The organism is Paracoccus aerius, from assembly GCF_014656455.1.
GTDB lineage: Bacteria > Pseudomonadota > Alphaproteobacteria > Rhodobacterales > Rhodobacteraceae > Paracoccus > Paracoccus aerius.
The window spans coordinates 12,481-29,665 of sequence record NZ_BNCL01000016.1 but is presented as its reverse complement, the minus strand read 5'-3'; the positions used below and the strand labels follow the sequence as shown (position 1 = coordinate 29,665).

The following is a 17,185-nucleotide window of genomic DNA, read 5'->3' as shown; positions in this document are numbered from 1 at the left end:
CGGAAATCAGGCCGCCTCGATGCTGACGCGCGCCTTTTCGCCGCCCAGGGCCGCGAAGGCCCTCTGTCGGCAGGTCAGGACCAGGATCTGCTGGTCCTGGGCCACGCGGTGCAGGGCGGTGAACATCGCCTCGATCCGGTCGTCGTCGCTGTGGACCAGGGCGTCGTCCAGGATCACCGGCACCTGGGTGCCCGCCCGCGCGAACAGCCGCGCGAATGCCAGCCGGGTCAGGATCGCCACCTGTTCCCGCGTTCCCCCCGACAGGATGTCCAGGGCCTCGGGCTGGCCGTCGCGGGTCAGCACGGCGGGCAGCAGGGTCTGGTCGTCGATCTCCAGCGTGGCGCCGGGATGGATCACTGCCAGCAGAGGCTGCAATTCGCGCAGCACCGGCCCCAGATAAGCGTCCCGCGCCTGGCGCCGCGCCTCGTCAAGCGCCCGGCGCAGGCGGGTCAGCGACTGCACCTCGGCGGCATAGCGCGCGGCGCGGGCCTCGGCGTCGGAAAGCCTGCCGCGGACCTCGTCCAGGCGTTCCTCGATCCCTTCCTCGGCCAGGGTGCCGATGGATCCGTTCAGCATCGCCAGATCCTCGCGCAGGCGGTCGCGCTGCGCCTTGGCCTGGGCCGCGACCGACTGGGCGCGCGACAGGGCGGCGCGGGCCATGTCCAGGTCGGGGGCGGCCCGTTCCAGCCGCGCGCATTCGGCTTGGGCATCGGCCAGCCCCGACTGGTGGCCCGTCCGGGCGTCGCGCAGATCGCGCAGCCGGGCCGTCAGCGCCGCCGGATCGCCGGCCTCGGCGGCCGCGGCCTCATGGGTGCGGCGGGCGGCGGCAAGCGTGGCGGCGGCGGCGGCCCGAGCCTCGGAGGCTGCGCGCAGGGCAGACTGGGCCTCGGCCGCGGCGGCGCGGGCCCCATCCTCGGTGGCGGTGGCGATGGCAAGGTCCGCTTCAAGGGCGGCGGGGTCGCCCGCGTCCTCAGCGCCCGCACCGGCTTCCGCGACCGTCTGGGCATGGGCCTGGCGCAGGGCCTCCAGCCCGTCGGGGGCAAGCTGGGCCAGAAGGGCCTGGGCGCTGCGCAGGCTGTCGTCGAGCCGCTGCGCCTCGACCAGGCGGGCGCGGGCCTGGGCCAGATCCTCGGCCCCGCAGGCGGACAGCCGCTGGGACAGCGTGGCCGCGGCCTTGTCCAGTTGCGCCCGGTCGCCGCCGGTCTGGGTGCCGGGGTCGATCCGCATGGTGCCGATGCCGGGCAGGTCGAAGTCGCGCGGGCCGGTCAGGCGGTGCGGGCCTTCGGGCAGGTCGGCCCCATCGGCGCGGACCCGCGCGGCGCCGCTATAGGCAAGGGACAGGCTGACCGACTGCGCGTCCAGGCGGGCTTCGGCCCGGTTCAGCTCGTCGGCGGCCTGTTCGGCGGCGGCAAGGGCCTGCGGCGTCACCACCAGCAACCCGCGCTGCGCCCGCTGTGCCTCGATCTCGGCGCGCAGGCGTTCGGCCTCGGCCAGGCTGCGGGCCAGGTGCGTGGCGCGGTCCTGCGCGGCGCGGGCAAGGCGCGCCCGCTGCGCCAGGGCCAGACGGTTGCGCAGGGCGCGGGTGGCGGCCTCGGCATCCCGAAGGGCGGCGGCGGTGTCGCCTTCGGCCTGGGACAGGGTGGCCGTGCGGCTGTCATGACGGGCCGCATCCTCGGTCGCCGCGGCCAGGGCCTGGGCCGCGCGGGCGGCGCGGTCCGACAGCGTTTCCAGCCGCTCGATCTCGGCACGCGCATTGTCGTCGGTGGCCTGTGCCAGGGCCAGGGCGCGCTGCGCCGCCCCCAGCCGGTCGGCATGGGCTTCGGCCTCGGCCAAAGCGGCGCGGGCAGCAGCCAGGGCCTCGGCGCGGCGAAGGTCCTCGGCGGGGTCGTCCAGGGCTGCAAGCTGGCGCTGCGCCTCGCTGCGGCGGGACAGGTCGCCCGACAGCCGCGCGGCCTTGGCGGCAAGCTCGGCCTCCTCGGCGCGCAGCGCCTCGGCCTCGGCCTCGGCCCGCGCCCATTCGCCGCCTGCCTTGGCCTTGCCGGTCGCCGTCGCAAGCCTGCCAAGCGCATCGCCCACCCGTGCCACCACGCCGTCCAGCCTGCGCCCGCCGGTCATCATGTCAATCTCGCCCGCGACCGAGGACAAGAGATCCCGCCGCGCCGACAGCGCCCGTTCGCGGTCGGACTTGTCGCTGGCCGAACTGCCCTCGGGTTCCAGTCCCAGCAGGCCTTGCCGCACCCACAGAAGGCCCGACGGCCCCGACAGGCCGGCCCCCAGCATCCGGTCGATCCAGGCCTCGGCCTCGTCGTCCTGGGCCACCGTCCGCCCGTCGCGCGACACCCTGGCCGAGGCGCGGGTCAGCCACCGCTTTTCCACCCGGTAGCGCCCGTCGGGCAGGTCCAGGTCCGCCGCCACCTCGGGCGCGCCGCCGACATGGGGTTGCAGCGCCTTGATCCCTGCGCGGGTGGCGCGGTGGCGTTCGAAGAACAGCGCGTGGATGGCGTCGAAGAAGGTGGACTTGCCGAATTCGTTGGGCTCGCACAGCACGGTGATGCCGTCGCCGATCCCCTCGATCCGGGCGGTGTGGCCGGCGAAGCGGCGGACGTTGGTCAGTTGCAGCGCGCGGATCTTCATGCCCCCACCTCTTGCGCCAGGGCATAAAGCCGCGACAGCGCGGATGCGGCCACCGCGCGTTCGGCGGCGCTGCGATCCCCGTCGCCCGCCTCGGCCAGCAGCGCCTCGGCCGCCTGGCGCAGCGCGCCCGCGCGGTCGATCCCGTCCAGGTCGTCGGGCCGCGCCTCGGTCGCAAGGCCTGACAGGTCGTGGCCGAACCAGCCGAAATCGGGGGCGGCCGCCTGCGCCGCCGCGTCAAGCGCGGCCCGGTCGGACAGGGGCAGGCGGCCGGTGGCGACAAGCCGGACCAGCAGGTTGCGCCGCATCATCGGCAGGGGCAGGGCGCCGTCCAGCCGGGCCAGCGGATCGTCGCCGGGCAGCAGGTCCAGCGTGACGGTCTGCCAGCCCATGCTGCCGGTTTCCACCGGGCGAACCCGCGCCGTCCCGTCCAGCGTCACCAGCAGCGCGCAGCAGGCCGCAGAGTGCTTGAAGCCGTCGGCCTCGGGCGTGCCGGAATACCAGGTGGCCGCGTTCACCTCCATCCGGCCGTGCCAGTCGCCAAGCGCCAGGTAATCCAGGCCGCATCTTTGCGCGCGGTCGGGGGCGATGATGCCCGCCGCGCCTTCCTCGCCCGAGAAATCGGCGATCGCGCCGTGGCCCAGGCCGATGCGCAGGCAGCCGTCGGGGGTGGGGGCGGCCATCGCCTCGGTCAGGTCGCGGCCGGGGCGGCGCTGCGTGCAGGGGGCGGGCAGGACAATCACGCCGGGGGCCAGTTCCACCGGATCGGGGCTGGTGATCGCCCGCAGGTTCGGGGGCGCGTCGGACCCGATGCGCCGCCACAGTTCGGTCGCGGCAAGGCTGTCATGGTTGCCCGGCAGCATGATCCAGGTGATGTCGGCCTCGGCCGCCATGGCGCGCAGGGCGTGGCGCAGGGTGTCGGGGGCAGGGGTCTCGGCGTCGAAGGTGTCGCCCGCCAGCAGCACCGTGGCCGCGCCACCGTCCCGCGCGGCCTGGGCCAGCCGCGCGATCGCGCCGTGGCGGGCCTCGCGCAGGCGGTTGCGGATGGCTTCGGGATAGGTGCCGAAGGCCTTGCCCAGGTGCAGATCTGAGGAATGCAGGAAGCGATACATCGGAAAGGGGATCCTTCGGGTCGGCACTGTCGCGGAAGAAGAACAAACCACGCACGCCGCGGGTTAGACAAGCCCCAAGGACGCAGGATCATCATTTGCTGCCGGATCGGCCGGGACGGCGGGACAGGAACCTTAGCCCGCAAAACCTGTTGTCCTGCCAAGGAACTGGCCGAGAGGGAACCATGCTGGGAAACAAGGTCACCGACAACCAGGGACAGGACAGCGACACGCGCCTTCGGGCGCTTGCCGCGCAGCGCATCGCCATCGAGGGCGTCTCGATCGAGATCGACGGCGGCCGCTTCCCGGCCAAGGCCGTGGCGGGCCAGCCCGCGGCGATCGAGGCCGACATCTTTTCCGATGGCCACGATTCCATCGCCGCGGCGATCCGCTGGCACCGCGCGGGCGATGATGGCGGCGCGCAGGAGGCCCGCATGGTCTTCCTTGAAAACGACCGCTGGGCCGGGACCGTCACCTTTCCCGAGAACGGCTTTTTCGACTGCACCATCCTCGCCTGGCGCGACCTGTTCACCACCTGGCACAAGGAGGTGACCAAGAAGCTGGCAGCAGGCCAGCGGATCGGGCTTGAGCTTGAGGAAGGCCGCAGGCTGGTCCAGTCCGCGGTCGATGAGGGCGCCGGCGGCGAGGCGCGGGCGACGCTGGTGGGGCTTCTGGCAGCGGATGCGGCCTATGCCGAGGCCACGGGCGACGACGCATCGACGGACGCCGCCCGCTTCGCCCGGATGGGCGATGCTTCGGTGCTGGCCCTGATGCAGCAGGTCGGGCCGCGCACCAACCTGACCGAATACAAGACCCTGACCGTCTTCGCCGACCGCCGGGCCGCGGCCTTCAGCGCCTGGTACGAGATCATGCCTCGGTCCCAGTCCGGCGACGAGAACCGCCACGGAACCTTCGACGACGTGATCGCGCGGCTGCCCTATGTGCGCGACCTGGGCTTCGACGTGCTGTATTTCCCGCCCATCCACCCTATCGGAAAGACCAACCGCAAGGGCCGCAACAACAGCCTGACCGCGCAGGAGGGCGAGCCCGGCAGCCCCTATGCCATCGGCAGCGAGGCGGGCGGGCACGACGCCCTCCATCCCGAACTGGGCAGCTTCGAGGATTTCCGCCGCCTGATCGCGGCCGCGAAGGACCACGGCCTGGAAATCGCCCTGGACTTCGCCATCCAGTGTTCGCCCGACCACCCCTGGATCCGCGAACATCCCGAATGGTTCGACTGGCGCCCCGATGGCACCATCAAGTTCGCCGAGAACCCGCCCAAGAAATACGAGGACATCGTCAACGTCCATTTCTATCGCGGCGCGCTGCCCGACCTGTGGTATGCGCTGCGCGACGTGGTGCTGTTCTGGGTGGACCAGGGCGTGCGCATCTTCCGCGTGGACAACCCCCACACCAAGCCCTTCCCCTTCTGGGAATGGCTGATCGAGGAAGTGCGCGCCAAGGATCCCGGCGTGATCTTCCTGGCCGAGGCCTTCACCCGGCCCAAGGTGATGAAGCGGCTGGCGAAGCTGGGCTATTCGCAGTCCTATTCCTATTTCACCTGGCGCAACGAGAAGCAGGAGATCATCGATTACCTGACCGAGCTGACGCAGGAGGAATGCCGCGAATACATGCGGCCCAATTTCTTCGTGAACACGCCCGACATCAATCCGCGCTTCCTGCAATCCAGCGGCCGCCCCGGTTTTCGCACCCGGCTGGTGCTGGCCGCGACCCTGGGCGGCAATTACGGCGTCTACAACGGCTACGAGATCTGCGAGGCGGCGGCGGTGCCGGGCAAGGAAGAATATCTCGATTCCGAGAAATACCAGATCCGTGCCTGGGACATGAACCAGCCCGGCAACATCCAGGACGACATCCGCCTGATGAACCGCCTGCGCCAAAGCCATCCGGCGCTGCAGGATTTCACCAATCTCACCTTCTACAAGGCGTCCAGCGACAAGGTGCTGTCATACGGCAAGCAGACCGGCAACGACTTCGTGCTGATCCACGTCAACCTGGATCCCCACAACACCCAGGTCTTCGAGTTCGAGGTGCCCTTGTGGGAGTTCGGCCTGCCCGACGAGGCATCCGTCGAGGTGCGCGACCTGATCCACGGCAACAGCTTCACCTGGCACGGCAAGAACCAGTGGCTGGAGCTTGAGCCGCACAGCCGACCCTATGCCATCTGGCAGCTTTTCGCCCCCGGAGTTCCCCGCTGATGAATATTGCCACGACACCTTCCGACGCGAATTTTGCCGTCCGCACCGACGGGATCGATCGCAGCCAGGCAGACTGGTACAAGGACGCGGTCATCTATCAGTTGCACATCAAGGCCTTCATGGACAGCAACGGCGACGGGATCGGCGATTTCGCCGGCCTGATGCAGCGGCTGGACTACGTGCAGGAACTGGGCGTCACGGCGATCTGGCTTTTGCCCTTCTATCCGTCCCCCCTGCGCGACGACGGCTATGACATCGCCGACTACCGCTCGATCAACCCGTCCTACGGGTCGATGAAGGACTTCAAGGCCTTCGTGAAGGAAGCCCACCGCCGCGGCATCCGCGTCATCACCGAACTGGTCATCAACCACACCTCGGACCAGCATCCCTGGTTCCAGCGGGCGCGGCGCGCCAAGCCCGGATCGGCCGCGCGGGACTGGTATGTCTGGTCCGACACGGACGAGAAATGGCCGGAAACCCGGATCATCTTCCTGGACACGGAAAAGTCGAACTGGACCTGGGATCCGGTGGCGGGGGCCTATTACTGGCACCGCTTCTATTCGCACCAGCCGGACCTGAACTTCGACAATCCCAAAGTGCTGGAGGAAGTGCTGAAGGTCATGCGCATGTGGCTGGACATGGGCGTGGACGGGCTGCGGCTGGACGCGATCCCCTATCTGGTCGAACGCGACGGCACCAACAACGAGAACCTGCCCGAGACCCATGACGTGCTCAAGGCCATCCGCGCCGACCTGGACCAGCATTTCCCCGACCGGATGCTGCTGGCCGAGGCGAACCAGTGGCCCGAGGATACCCGCCCCTATTTCGGCGAGGGCGACGAATGCCACATGGGATTCCACTTCCCCTTGATGCCGCGGATGTACATGGCCCTGGCGCAGGCCGACCGGCACCCCATCACCGACATCATCCGCCAGACGCCCGAGATCCCCGAAGCCTGCCAATGGGGCATCTTCCTGCGCAACCATGACGAACTGACGCTGGAGATGGTCACGTCCGAGGAACGCGACTATCTGTGGCAGACCTATGCCGCCGACACGCGGGCGCGCATCAACCTGGGGATCCGCCGCCGCCTGGCGCCCCTGATGCAGAACGACCGGCGCAAGATCCAGTTGATGAATTCCATGCTGCTGTCCATGCCCGGAACGCCAATCATCTATTACGGCGACGAGATCGGCATGGGCGACAACTACTACCTGGGCGACCGGGACGGGGTCCGCACGCCGATGCAATGGTCGGGCGACCGCAACGCCGGCTTTTCCCGCGCCAAGCCCCAGCAGCTTTACCTGCCCGCGATCATCGACGCGGTCTATGGCCACCAGGTCATCAACGTCGAGGCGCAGGCCGACGACCCGTCGTCCCTGCTGAACTGGATGCGCCGCATGATCACCGTGCGCCGCCAGCATCCGGCCTTCGGGCGGGGCGAGATGATCCTGCTCTATCCGCGCAACCGCAAGGTCCTGGCTTACCTGCGCGAACACGAGGGGCGGGCCTATCTCTGCGTGGCGAACCTGGCCGACAGCGCGCAGGCGGTGGAACTGGATCTGTCCCGCCACCGCGGCACCGTGCCGATCGAGCTGACCGGCCGGTCCGCCTTCCCGCCGGTGGGCGATCTGCCCTATATGCTGACGCTGCCCGCCTATGGCTTCTACTGGTTCGCGCTGAGCGGCGAGGAGGAAACCCCGTCCTGGCATGAATCCATGCCCGACATCCTGCCCGAGTTCATGACCCTGACCACCCGCGACGGGCGCGTGGCGACGGCCATCGGCGGGCGCGAGGGGGCGCAGTTCCGCAACGACGTGCTGCCGCAATGGCTGCCGCTGCAACGCTGGTTCGCGGGCAAGGACAAGGGCATAGGCGGCGTGCGCATGACCCCCCTGGGCGACCTGGACAAGGGCGAGCATGAACTGGTCGCCGTCCATGTGGCCGTGGGCGACGAGGAACAGAGCTATCTTCTGCCCATCTCGGCCCGCTGGGGTGACGAGAACCTGCGCCCCGGCGCGCCGAAGCTGTCCTATACCCTGGCCAAGATCCGCCACACCGCGCGGGTGGGCGCGCTGATCGACGGCGCCTATGACGAACGCCTGCCGCAACTGCTGCTGGAGGGGCTGAAAAAGGACCGCGTTGACGGCGATCTGCGGTTCGAGGGGACCGGCGCTCTGCGCGGAATCGAGGATCCGGGCGATCCCCGCCAGCTTGGCGCGGAACAGTCGAACCTGTCCATCGCCTTTGGCGACAAGATCATCCTGAAACTGTATCGCCGCATCCGCGAGGGCGCGCAGCCCGATGTCGAGGTCGCCAAGTTCCTGACCGAGGTCGCGGGCTACAGGCACACGCCCCGCTATCTGGGCCAGGTGGCGCATGGATCGACCACGCTGGCCGCGGCCTTCGCCTTTGTCCCGAACCGGGGCGACGCCTGGTCGGGCATCATCGACGCCCTGGGCCTGGAACTGCACGAGCACGAGACCTGGGCCTCGGCCGGCGAGGCGCGGCCCGAAACGGTCAGCTATGACTTCCCGCTCAGCGTGGGCGCGCTTCTGGGGCAGCGGACGGCGGAATTGCACAAGGCCCTTGCCACGGAAACCGACAACCCGGACTTCGCGACCGAGGATCCGACGCCTGACCAGCTTGGGCAATGGGCATCCGATGCCGAAGCCGAGGCACAGGCCCTGCTGGACCGGCTGGAACAGGCGCAACTGCCCGACGAGGCCGCGCCCCTGGCCCGGTCGCTGCTGGACCGGCGCGACGACCTGCTGTCGCGGCTGCGGGCGGTGGCCGACATCGCGCCGGGCTTCAAGCTGTCGCGCATCCACGGCGACTTCCACCTGGGGCAGGTGCTGCTGGCCCAGAACGACGTGGCGATCATCGACTTCGAGGGGGAACCTGCCCGCAGCCTTGCGGAACGGCGGCAGAAATCCTCGCCCCTGCGCGACGTGGCGGGGATGCTGCGGTCCTTCGACTATGCCGCGATGACCGTCGCCGCGCGCCAGCGGGACAGCTTTGGCGGGGCGGAACGCGGCCAGGACCGGATCGAGCATTGGCGGCAATCGGCGATGCGCGATTTCCTGGACGCCTATCGCAGCCATTCGAAAGGGGTGGCCAGCCTGCCCGAAGATGAGGCAGCCTGGCAGGTGCTGCTGGACTTCTTCCTGCTGCACAAGGCTATCTATGAGGCGGGCTATGAACTGAGCAACCGGCCCAACTGGATCGGTATCCCCCTCAAGGGCATCCTCGAACTGCTGGGACAAAGCGACACATGACAACAGCCTTGGCAAGCGACATCGAGGCCATCCTTCGCGGTAGCCATTCCAACCCCTTCGCCATCCTCGGCCCGCACGAGGGCGAGGTGCGGGTCTTCGCACCCCAGGCATCCGAAGTCGCGGCGGTGTCGGGCGACCGGCGGTTCCCGCTGGAACGCGTCCACCCCGAGGGCTTCTTCGCCGGGCCGGTCGAGGGGGACCATTACCGGCTGGAAATGTCCTCGGGCGACCGGACATGGACGGCCGAGGATCCCTATCGCTTCGGCCTGGTCCTGGGCGAGATGGACGAATACCTGCTGGCCGAAGGCCGCCACCGCCAGCTTTACGAAAAGCTGGGCGCCCATCCCATGACCCACGAGGGCGTCGAGGGCGTGGCCTTCGCCGTCTGGGCGCCCAATGCCCGGCGGGTCAGCGTCGTGGGCGACTTCAACGCCTGGGACGGCCGCCGCCATCCGATGCGCAGGCGCCTTGGCCCCGGCATCTGGGAGCTGTTCATTCCCGGCCTGTCCGTGGGCACGCTCTACAAATACGAGATCATCAGCGCCCATGGTGAGCGGATGCCACTGAAGGCCGATCCGGTGGGCTTCCTGCACGAACAGTCGCCCGGCACGGCGTCCGTCATCAGCAAGCTGCCCGATTATTCCTGGCAGGACGCCGGATGGATGGCCGGGCGGGCGGAACGGCAGGACCGCAAGGCCCCCATCTCGATCTACGAGGTCCACCTGGGATCCTGGCGGCGCGGCGGCGAGAACGAAGTCCTGGATTACGCCGCCATCGCCGACCTGCTTGTCCCCTATGTGACGGACATGGGCTTTACCCATGTCGAGTTCCTGCCGGTGTCGGAACATCCCTTCACCGGGTCATGGGGATACCAACCCATCGGCCTGTTCGCGCCCACCAGCCGATACGGCTCGCCCGAGGCCTTCGCGCGGCTTGTGGACCGGCTGCACGGGGCAGGGATCGGCGTCATCATCGACTGGGTTCCCGCGCATTTTCCGTCCGATGCCCACGGGCTTGGCCGCTTTGACGGCACGGCGCTTTACGAACATGCCGATCCGCGCCAGGGCTTCCACCAGGACTGGAACACGCTGATCTACAACTTCGGCCGGCAGGAGGTGGCGAATTTCCTGCAGGCCAGCGCGCTGTACTGGCTGGACAGGTTCCATGTCGACGCGCTGCGCGTGGATGCGGTGGCCTCGATGCTGTATCTGGACTATTCGCGCCAGCCGGGCCAGTGGATCCCCAACCAGTTCGGCGGGAACGAGAACCTGGAAGCCATCGACTTCCTGCGCGGGGTGAACGAACGCGTTTGCGCCGACCATCCCGGCGCCATCACCATTGCCGAGGAATCCACGGCCTTTCCCAAGGTCAGCCGCCCCGTCAGCGACGGCGGCCTGGGCTTCGGGTTCAAGTGGAACATGGGCTGGATGCATGACACGCTGGGCTATTTCCGGCGCGATCCCATCCACCGCCGCCACCACCAGAACGACCTGACCTTCGGCATGGTCTATGCCTGGTCCGAGGATTTCGTCCTGCCCCTGAGCCATGACGAGGTGGTGCACGGCAAGGGCTCGCTGATCCGGCAGATGGCGGGGGATCGCTGGCAGAAGTTCGCGAACCTGCGCGCCTATTTCGGCTTCATGTGGACCCATCCGGGCAAGAAGCTGCTGTTCATGGGCGGAGAGTTCGCGCAGGACCGCGAATGGAACCACGACCAGTCGCTGGACTGGCATCTGCTGGACGACCCGCTGCATGGGGGGATGCAGAACCTGATCCGCGACCTGAACCACCTGTATCGCGACCAGTCCGCGCTTCACCGGCTGGATTGCGAACCCGAGGGCTTTGAATGGATCGATGCCAGCGACGCGGCCCAAAGCGTGCTGGTCTATCTGCGCAAGTCGGACGACGGCTCGCCCCCGGTCGTGATCGTCTGCAACCTGACGCCCCAGGTCCACCACGATTACCGCATCGGCCTGCCGCAACCGGGCGCCTGGCGCGAGGCGCTGAACACCGATGCCGAGACCTATGGCGGATCGGGCGTCGGCAACGGCCGGATCCAGGCCGAGGACCAGTCATGGCATGGGCGGGCGGCATCGGCCAGCCTGACCCTTCCGCCGCTTGCGACAATGGTGCTGGTGCCCGCGTAGGGCGCCCGCCCCCCGGCCGTCAGCGCTTGGCCAGGCGGCGGACCAGCAGGTGCAGGGCCACCGCGCCCGCCGCTGCGGCCGCCAGCACGGCCAGCAGATGTTCATGCGCTTCCAGCGGTCCCAGAAGGGCGGTGAAGGCCTGGCCCAGCATCCCGCCAAGGCTGACGAACAGCCATGCCCAGATCAGCGAGGCCAGGGCGTTGATCGCCATGAAGCGGCCCGCCGGGTAATCGGTCATGCCGATCGCTATCGGGCTGACCGTGCGCAGCCCATAGGCAAAGCGGAAGCCGAAGACGAAAAGGCCCGGCTGGCGGTCGAAGACCCGGCGCGCCTTGGCAAAGCCCCGGCTGGCGGCAAGCGCGCGAAGCCGCGGCAGATCGCGCCACCTGCGGCCCAGGAAGAACCAGGCCTGGTCCCCCAGGAACGACCCCGACGCGGCGGCCAGGATCAGCCAGTCCCTGTCCAGAAGCCCGCGGCGCGCCATGGCGCCGCCCACCATGACAACCGTTTCCCCCTCGATCACCGCGCCGATGCCCACGGCGGGCAGGCCATAGGCCGCGATCAGGCTCTCGATGTTCATGACGGTTTCCTTTCGGCCGGCGGTCCATCCCTAGCATGGCCGGGCCGCGGATGCGGTGGAAATCTCCAGCGGCGGGCGGGGGTTGCGTGGCTTTCGGGTCACTGTCCATTTAGCCAAATTGTCTGGACCCTGCCTGTGGGATAGCAGGCAAATCGTGGTTTTCATGGTTCGGGTTTTTTCCATCATGCGTCTTGGCTTTTTCGCTGCTGCATCTGTCGGCTGCATTCTTGGGGCGGTTTCAGCGGGCGAGGCCGCGACGCTGGGCGCGACCGACCTGCTGCGCCAGTTCAACCTGGTCACCAAGGGTGACGTGACCGGCAGTTCCGGTTTCCATGTCGATGGCCGCGCGCTTGTGGGCGGCGACTACAAGGTCCAGGCCGGCAGCGTCGTCTATATGAAGGGCAAGGGCGATGCCTCGGACCACGACGACTTCATCGTCAAGGGCCGGGTGGAGTCGCAGGTCCATGTCAACAATGGCGGAAGCGCTGCGGCCGGCCAGGGGCTGGACAAGCTGAACATGAACGGCGGCGGATCGAAATCCGCCTATGCCGAAGGCTCGGCCCCGGCCGGCTATGTCCAGACGCTGTCCAACTATGCCGCGACGCTGGGTTCGATGGCGGCTTCGTCAAGCGGCGTCGTGCGGCAGGGGTCGGTCCATGACCGGACCAACACCTATTCTATCTCGGGCGTGGCAGACGGCATCGGCGTCCTGTCCCTGACCGAGGCCGACATCCGCGCCGACCGCGACTTTCGCTTTGACCTGGGCAAGGACGTGGACTGGGTCGTGGTGAACGTCCGCGCCACCCAGGCCGACAAGACCTTCCGGCTGGGATCGACCTTCAAGGCGCAGGATCGCAAGACGGCCAGCAAGGTCGTCTGGAACTTCATCGGCTTTGACGACGTGATCTTCGACGCCATGTTCGCGGCCGGCGCGATCCTGGCCGATGGCAGCCGCGTCCAGACCACCAGCGGCAATATCGAGGGCAGCGTCTTCGCCGACCGCTTCCACGGCCTTAGCGAGTTGCACTTCACCGGACTGGACGAAGGCCGCCTGCCGGGGGACGAGGATCGGCAGCCTGCCCCCGTTCCTCTGCCCGCCGGAATGCCGCTGCTGCTGTCGGGCTTCGGCCTGCTGGCCTGGGCGCACCGCCGCAAGCGGGCCTGAGCCACGGCTTCACGGATGCAGAAAGGCCCTGCCATCGGCGGGGCCTTTGCCGATCTAGGGCTGGTCGGGCGTGATCCGCCAGACCGTGTTCGACAGGTCGTCCGCCACGATCAGCGCGCCGCGCGGATCCAGCGTCACACCCACCGGGCGGCCCCGCGTGTTGCCGGCATCGACCAGAAAGCCCGACACGAAGTCCACGGGATCGCCCGCCGGGCGGCCGTCCCTGAAGGGCACGAAGACCACCTTGTAGCCCACGGGGTCGCTGCGGTTCCAGCTTCCGTGCATCCCCACGAAGGCACCCTCGGCGAAGGCCCCGCCCATCACCGGGTCGGAAAAGGCGACCCCAAGCGCCGCCACATGGGCGCCAAGCGCGTAATCGGGGGTGATGGCCTCGGCCACCAGGCCCGGGTTCTGCGGCTGCGCGCGCGGATCGACGGTCTGGCCCCAATAGCTGAAGGGCCAGCCATAGAAGCCGCCTTCCTGCACCGCTGTCAGATAGTCGGGGACCAGATCCGGCCCGATCTCGTCGCGTTCGTTGACCACGGACCAAAGCTGGCCGCTTCCGGGCTGGATCGCCAGGGCGGTCGGGTTGCGCAGGCCGGTGGCATAGGGGCGGTGCGCGCCGGTCTGGGCATCGATCTGCCAGATCATCGCGCGGTCTTCCTCGGCCTCCATGCCCCGTTCGGTGATGTTGCTGTTGGACCCGATGCCCACATACAGGAACCGCCCGTCGGCACTGGCGGTCATGGCCTTGGTCCAGTGGTGGTTGATCGCCTTGGGCAGGTCGGTCAGCGTCACGGGCGGGCCGCTGGCCTGGGTCTGCCCCTCGGTATAGTCGAAGCGGACCACGGCGTCCTGGTTGGCCACGTAGATGAAGTTCCCGATCTGCGCCAGGCCATAGGGCGAGTTCAGCCCATCGGCAAAAACCCCCTGCATCTCGTAGGCACCGTCGCCATCGGCGTCGCGCAGCAGGGTCAGGCGGTTGCCGCCGCTGACCGGGCTTTTGCCAAGCGCCTTGATGAAGCCCGCGATGATGTCCTTGGGCCGCAGGGCAGGCGCGCCCTGTCCCTTGCCCTCGGCCACCAGGATGTCGCCGTTGGGCAGGACCAGCGTCTGGCGCGGGATCGCCAGGTCGGTGGCGATGGGCGTGATCGTATAACCCTCGGGCACGGTGGGCAGGTCGTCGCCCCACATCGCGGGGCGCGGGATCACCATGTCGGGCAGAAGCCCGCGCCGGGGCTCGGGCAGGCGGACCTCGGTGCCTTGGGTCACAACCTCTTGCGCCGTGGCCGACAGCGGCAGCGCCGCCAGGGCCGAGATCATCAGGATACCGTGCATCATGCCCACCTCTTGCTGTGAAAACCGCTGAAACCCACCCAGGACGCCAGAAGCGCCAGCAGGGCGGAAACGCCGGACAGCCACAGGGCCTCGGGCATGATGGCCCAGGCGTCCTTGGAATGGGCCAGGGCGTTGACGAAGCCCAGGACCCACATGGCCAGGACCAGGACGAAATAGACCAGCCGTTTCCGGTCGCCCCGGTTGGCGCGCGGGAACAGCGCGATCAGCGCCCACAGCAGGACAAAGCCGCCGACCAGCAGCCCGCCTGCGTTCAGCCATTGGGCGAAGTTCGACCACTGGATCTGGAAGCTGCGGGCATAGGCGATGTCGCTGGCCAGCGTTCCCAGGAACAGCGGGAACGGGAAGGACAGCAGGATGGCGTGAAGCGGGTGCAGCGACCTGCGCGGCAGGTCTGCGTCAAGGGCGACCACGGCGTTTCCTTTCGGTGAAAGCGGGCTGGTCCGAGAGGCCGGGCAGCGAAACCATATCTTCGCCAACGCGTGGATCGGTCAGATGTTTCACGCCTGCGTTGCAAAAAGGGGATGCAAGACCCCTCTGGACCTTCGCCCTGGGGGCGGCTAGCCTGCGGGCAACACTATCCGTTGGGGCGTCCCGTCGCGGGGCTGAGAGGTGCATTGCGCACCGACCCATCGAACCTGATCCGGGTCATGCCGGCGGAGGGAACGGATAGGCAGGCAGTGCCGCCCGTTGCCGCACGTCGTCTGCCGTCCCACCCCCTGTCCATGACCCGCCACGCGGAACAAGGAAGGGGGCATATGACACCGACCGTCTTGACCATCGCCGGATCCGACAGCGGCGGGGGCGCAGGCCTCCAGGCGGATCTGAAGACCGTCTCGGCCCTTGGCTGCTATGGCGCCAGCGTCGTCACGGCGGTGACGGCGCAGAACACCCGCGCGGTGACGGCCGTCCACCCGCTGCCGCCCGACCTGATCGCCGCGCAGATCCGGGCCGTCCTGGACGACATCGCGGTCCATGCCGTCAAGATCGGCATGGTCGGATCGCCCGAGGCGACCCGCGCCGTGGCGGACGCCTTGCGCGGCTGCGCCGTCCCCATCGTGCTGGACCCGGTGATGATCGCCAAGTCGGGCGACGTGCTGGCCAGCCAAGCATCCATCGCCGCCCTTGTCCGCGACCTGCTGCCCCTGGCCCATGTCCTGACCCCCAACCTGCCCGAGGCCGCGCGGCTGCTGGGCGACCAGCCAGCCGAGACCGAGGCCGCGGCACTGGTGCAGGGCATGGCCCTGCGGGCGCTTGGACCGCAGCACGTGCTGATGAAGGGGGGTCACGCCGGCGGCCCGCACTGCACCGACATCCTGATCGGCCCCGGCGGCTCCGCCCGCTTCACCGCGCCCCGGATCGGCACGCGGAACACGCATGGGACGGGCTGCACCCTGTCATCGGCCATCGCGGCGGGGCTGGCTCAGGGGCTGCCCGTGGCGGATGCCGTGGGCCGGGCGCATGGCTGGCTGCACGGGGCCATCCGGGCCGCGGACGATCTGGCGATCGGCGGGGGCAACGGGCCGGTGCATCATTTCCACGCGCTCTGGCCCCGCCGCGCGGGGGCCGCCGCATGAGCGTCACGGTCATCGGCGGGGGCGTGATGGGCCTTTGCGTCGCCACGGAACTGCAAGGGCGCGGCATCCCCGTGGCGGTGCGCGACGAAGGCCCCGGCCCGCGGGCCTGTTCCTGGTGGGCGGGCGGGATGCTGGCCCCCTGGTGCGAGGGCGAAAGCGCCGAGGAAGCCGTCACCCGCCACGGCCTGGGTGCCGCCGACTGGTGGCAGGCCCAGGGGGTTCCGGTCGCGCGCAACGGCACGCTGGTCGTCAGCCTGTCGCGCGATGCGGCGGCGCTTGACCGCTTTGCCCGGCGCAGCCGGGGCCACCGGATGCTGGACGCCGAAGGCATCGCCGCGCTTGAGCCCGACCTTGCGGGCCGCTTCGCCCGCGCGCTGTTCTTCGCGGACGAGGCGCATCTGGACCCGCGCCGGGCCCTGGCAATCCTGTCCGACCGTCTGGGGCGGACCGACAGCGTCGCGGGTCAGGTCATCGACTGCCGGGGCCTGTCCGCCCGCGACGCGCTGCGCGACCTGCGCGGCGTGCGCGGAGAGATGGTCCTGATCCGCTGCCCCGAGATCGCGCTGTCACGCCCCGTCCGCCTGCTGCATCCCCGGATGCCGCTTTACGTGGTCCCGCGCGGCGACGGGGTCTTCATGCTGGGCGCGACCATGCTGGAAAGCGACCGGCGCGGCCCGCCCACGGCGCGGGCGGTGCTGGAACTGCTGTCGGCGGGTTTCGCCCTGCATCCCGCCCTGGCCGAGGCCGAGGTGCTGGAACTGGGCGCCGACGCCCGCCCGGCCTTTCCCGACAACCTGCCGCGCATCCGCCGCGCGGGGGGCGTCATCCACGCCAACGGCCTTTACCGCCACGGCTTCCTGCTGGCCCCGGCTGTGGCGCGCATGGTGGCCGATCACCTTCAACACCAGACCAGACCGGAGTTCATGGATGCGGATCACGATTAACGGCACCCCGCAGGACAGCAGCGCCGCCACCCTGGCCCAAGCCTTGGCCGAGGCCGGCCTGACCGGCCGCATCGCCACCGCGCTGAACGGCAGCTTCGTCCCCGCCACCTTGCGCGAAACCACGCCCCTCCGCGACGGCGACGCGATCGAGGCGCTTGCGCCCATGCAGGGGGGCTGAC

At 69.1% G+C, this 17,185-nt stretch carries 12 protein-coding genes and 1 riboswitch; of the genes, 7 read left to right on the top strand and 5 right to left on the bottom strand.

Annotated features, from left to right (window positions below; genetic code table 11):
• Positions 1 to 6 precede the first annotated feature (6 nt).
• Together IE224_RS15870 and IE224_RS15865 are read right to left on the bottom strand one after the other, a co-directional pair.
• Positions 7 to 2,634, bottom strand: coding sequence for an AAA family ATPase (locus IE224_RS15870; RefSeq protein WP_191311776.1), 2,628 nt, complete (start codon positions 2,632 to 2,634; stop codon positions 7 to 9).
• Complete coding sequence (locus IE224_RS15865) at positions 2,631 to 3,743, bottom strand: metallophosphoesterase family protein (protein ID WP_191311774.1); 1,113 nt, start codon at positions 3,741 to 3,743, stop codon at positions 2,631 to 2,633. Before IE224_RS15865 ends, IE224_RS15870 begins: the two co-directional genes overlap by 4 nt.
• Before the next feature lie 182 nt (positions 3,744 to 3,925).
• Here IE224_RS15865 and IE224_RS15860 point away from each other — a divergent pair, with 182 nt between their 5' ends.
• The 3 genes from IE224_RS15860 to glgB are packed head-to-tail and all read left to right on the top strand — an operon-like array spanning position 3,926 to position 11,384.
• On the top strand, positions 3,926 to 5,959 hold the full coding sequence (locus IE224_RS15860) for an alpha-1,4-glucan--maltose-1-phosphate maltosyltransferase (RefSeq protein ID WP_191311772.1): 2,034 nt from the start codon (positions 3,926 to 3,928) through the stop codon (positions 5,957 to 5,959).
• Entirely contained in the window at positions 5,959 to 9,237 is a 3,279-nt protein-coding gene (treS, locus tag IE224_RS15855; RefSeq protein WP_191311770.1) for a maltose alpha-D-glucosyltransferase, read from the top strand. Before IE224_RS15860 ends, treS begins: the two co-directional genes overlap by 1 nt.
• Positions 9,234 to 11,384 (top strand): 1,4-alpha-glucan branching protein GlgB, encoded by a 2,151-nt coding sequence (gene glgB, locus IE224_RS15850; RefSeq protein ID WP_191311769.1) that lies wholly within the window; start codon positions 9,234 to 9,236, stop codon positions 11,382 to 11,384. Before treS ends, glgB begins: the two co-directional genes overlap by 4 nt.
• Before the next feature lie 19 nt (positions 11,385 to 11,403).
• On the opposite strand, the gene IE224_RS15845 is transcribed toward glgB, so the two are convergent.
• Positions 11,404 to 11,964, bottom strand: a complete 561-nt coding sequence (locus tag IE224_RS15845) for a DedA family protein (RefSeq protein WP_167623554.1) — start codon at positions 11,962 to 11,964, stop codon at positions 11,404 to 11,406.
• 184 nt (positions 11,965 to 12,148) lie between these two features.
• On the opposite strand from IE224_RS15845, the gene IE224_RS15840 reads away from it, so the two are divergent.
• Entirely contained in the window at positions 12,149 to 13,129 is a 981-nt protein-coding gene (locus tag IE224_RS15840) for a collagen-binding domain-containing protein (RefSeq protein ID WP_191311767.1), read from the top strand.
• A 54-nt stretch (positions 13,130 to 13,183) separates the two neighbouring features.
• Here IE224_RS15840 and IE224_RS15835 read toward each other — a convergent pair whose 3' ends face one another.
• Together IE224_RS15835 and IE224_RS21105 are read right to left on the bottom strand one after the other, a co-directional pair.
• Complete coding sequence (locus IE224_RS15835; protein WP_202380228.1) at positions 13,184 to 14,470, bottom strand: PQQ-dependent sugar dehydrogenase; 1,287 nt, start codon at positions 14,468 to 14,470, stop codon at positions 13,184 to 13,186.
• A complete protein-coding gene (locus IE224_RS21105; RefSeq protein ID WP_202380229.1) occupies positions 14,467 to 14,898 on the bottom strand; it encodes a DUF2231 domain-containing protein in 432 nt (143 codons plus the stop codon). Before IE224_RS21105 ends, IE224_RS15835 begins: the two co-directional genes overlap by 4 nt.
• A gap of 162 nt (positions 14,899 to 15,060) precedes the next feature.
• A riboswitch (TPP riboswitch) is annotated at positions 15,061 to 15,167 on the top strand.
• A 76-nt stretch (positions 15,168 to 15,243) separates the two neighbouring features.
• On the opposite strand from IE224_RS21105, the gene thiD reads away from it, so the two are divergent.
• From thiD to thiS, 3 genes are read left to right on the top strand one after another with little or no spacing between them, the layout of a single operon-like run.
• Complete coding sequence (gene thiD / locus IE224_RS15830; RefSeq protein ID WP_191311764.1) at positions 15,244 to 16,062, top strand: bifunctional hydroxymethylpyrimidine kinase/phosphomethylpyrimidine kinase; 819 nt, start codon at positions 15,244 to 15,246, stop codon at positions 16,060 to 16,062.
• On the top strand, positions 16,059 to 17,006 hold the full coding sequence (locus tag IE224_RS15825; RefSeq protein ID WP_191311762.1) for an FAD-dependent oxidoreductase: 948 nt from the start codon (positions 16,059 to 16,061) through the stop codon (positions 17,004 to 17,006). The genes thiD and IE224_RS15825 overlap by 4 nt, the downstream gene beginning before the upstream one ends.
• Positions 16,990 to 17,184 (top strand): sulfur carrier protein ThiS, encoded by a 195-nt coding sequence (thiS, locus tag IE224_RS15820; protein ID WP_191311761.1) that lies wholly within the window; start codon positions 16,990 to 16,992, stop codon positions 17,182 to 17,184. The genes IE224_RS15825 and thiS overlap by 17 nt, the downstream gene beginning before the upstream one ends.
• Position 17,185 lies beyond the last annotated feature (1 nt).

Bases quoted from the DNA above. Each gene is read 5' to 3' on its own strand.
- IE224_RS15840 (WP_191311767.1), top strand. From the start codon at position 12,149: ATGCGTCTTGGCTTTTTCGCTGCTGCATCTGTCGGCTGCATTCTTGGG.
- glgB (WP_191311769.1), top strand. From the start codon at position 9,234: ATGACAACAGCCTTGGCAAGCGACATCGAGGCCATCCTTCGCGGTAGC.
- IE224_RS15835 (WP_202380228.1), bottom strand. From the start codon at position 14,470: ATGATGCACGGTATCCTGATGATCTCGGCCCTGGCGGCGCTGCCGCTG.
- IE224_RS15825 (WP_191311762.1), top strand. From the start codon at position 16,059: ATGAGCGTCACGGTCATCGGCGGGGGCGTGATGGGCCTTTGCGTCGCC.
- thiD (WP_191311764.1), top strand. From the start codon at position 15,244: ATGACACCGACCGTCTTGACCATCGCCGGATCCGACAGCGGCGGGGGC.
- treS (WP_191311770.1), top strand. From the start codon at position 5,959: ATGAATATTGCCACGACACCTTCCGACGCGAATTTTGCCGTCCGCACC.
- IE224_RS15845 (WP_167623554.1), bottom strand. From the start codon at position 11,964: ATGAACATCGAGAGCCTGATCGCGGCCTATGGCCTGCCCGCCGTGGGC.
- thiS (WP_191311761.1), top strand. From the start codon at position 16,990: ATGCGGATCACGATTAACGGCACCCCGCAGGACAGCAGCGCCGCCACC.
- IE224_RS15870 (WP_191311776.1), bottom strand. From the start codon at position 2,634: ATGAAGATCCGCGCGCTGCAACTGACCAACGTCCGCCGCTTCGCCGGC.
- IE224_RS15860 (WP_191311772.1), top strand. From the start codon at position 3,926: ATGCTGGGAAACAAGGTCACCGACAACCAGGGACAGGACAGCGACACG.
- IE224_RS15865 (WP_191311774.1), bottom strand. From the start codon at position 3,743: ATGTATCGCTTCCTGCATTCCTCAGATCTGCACCTGGGCAAGGCCTTC.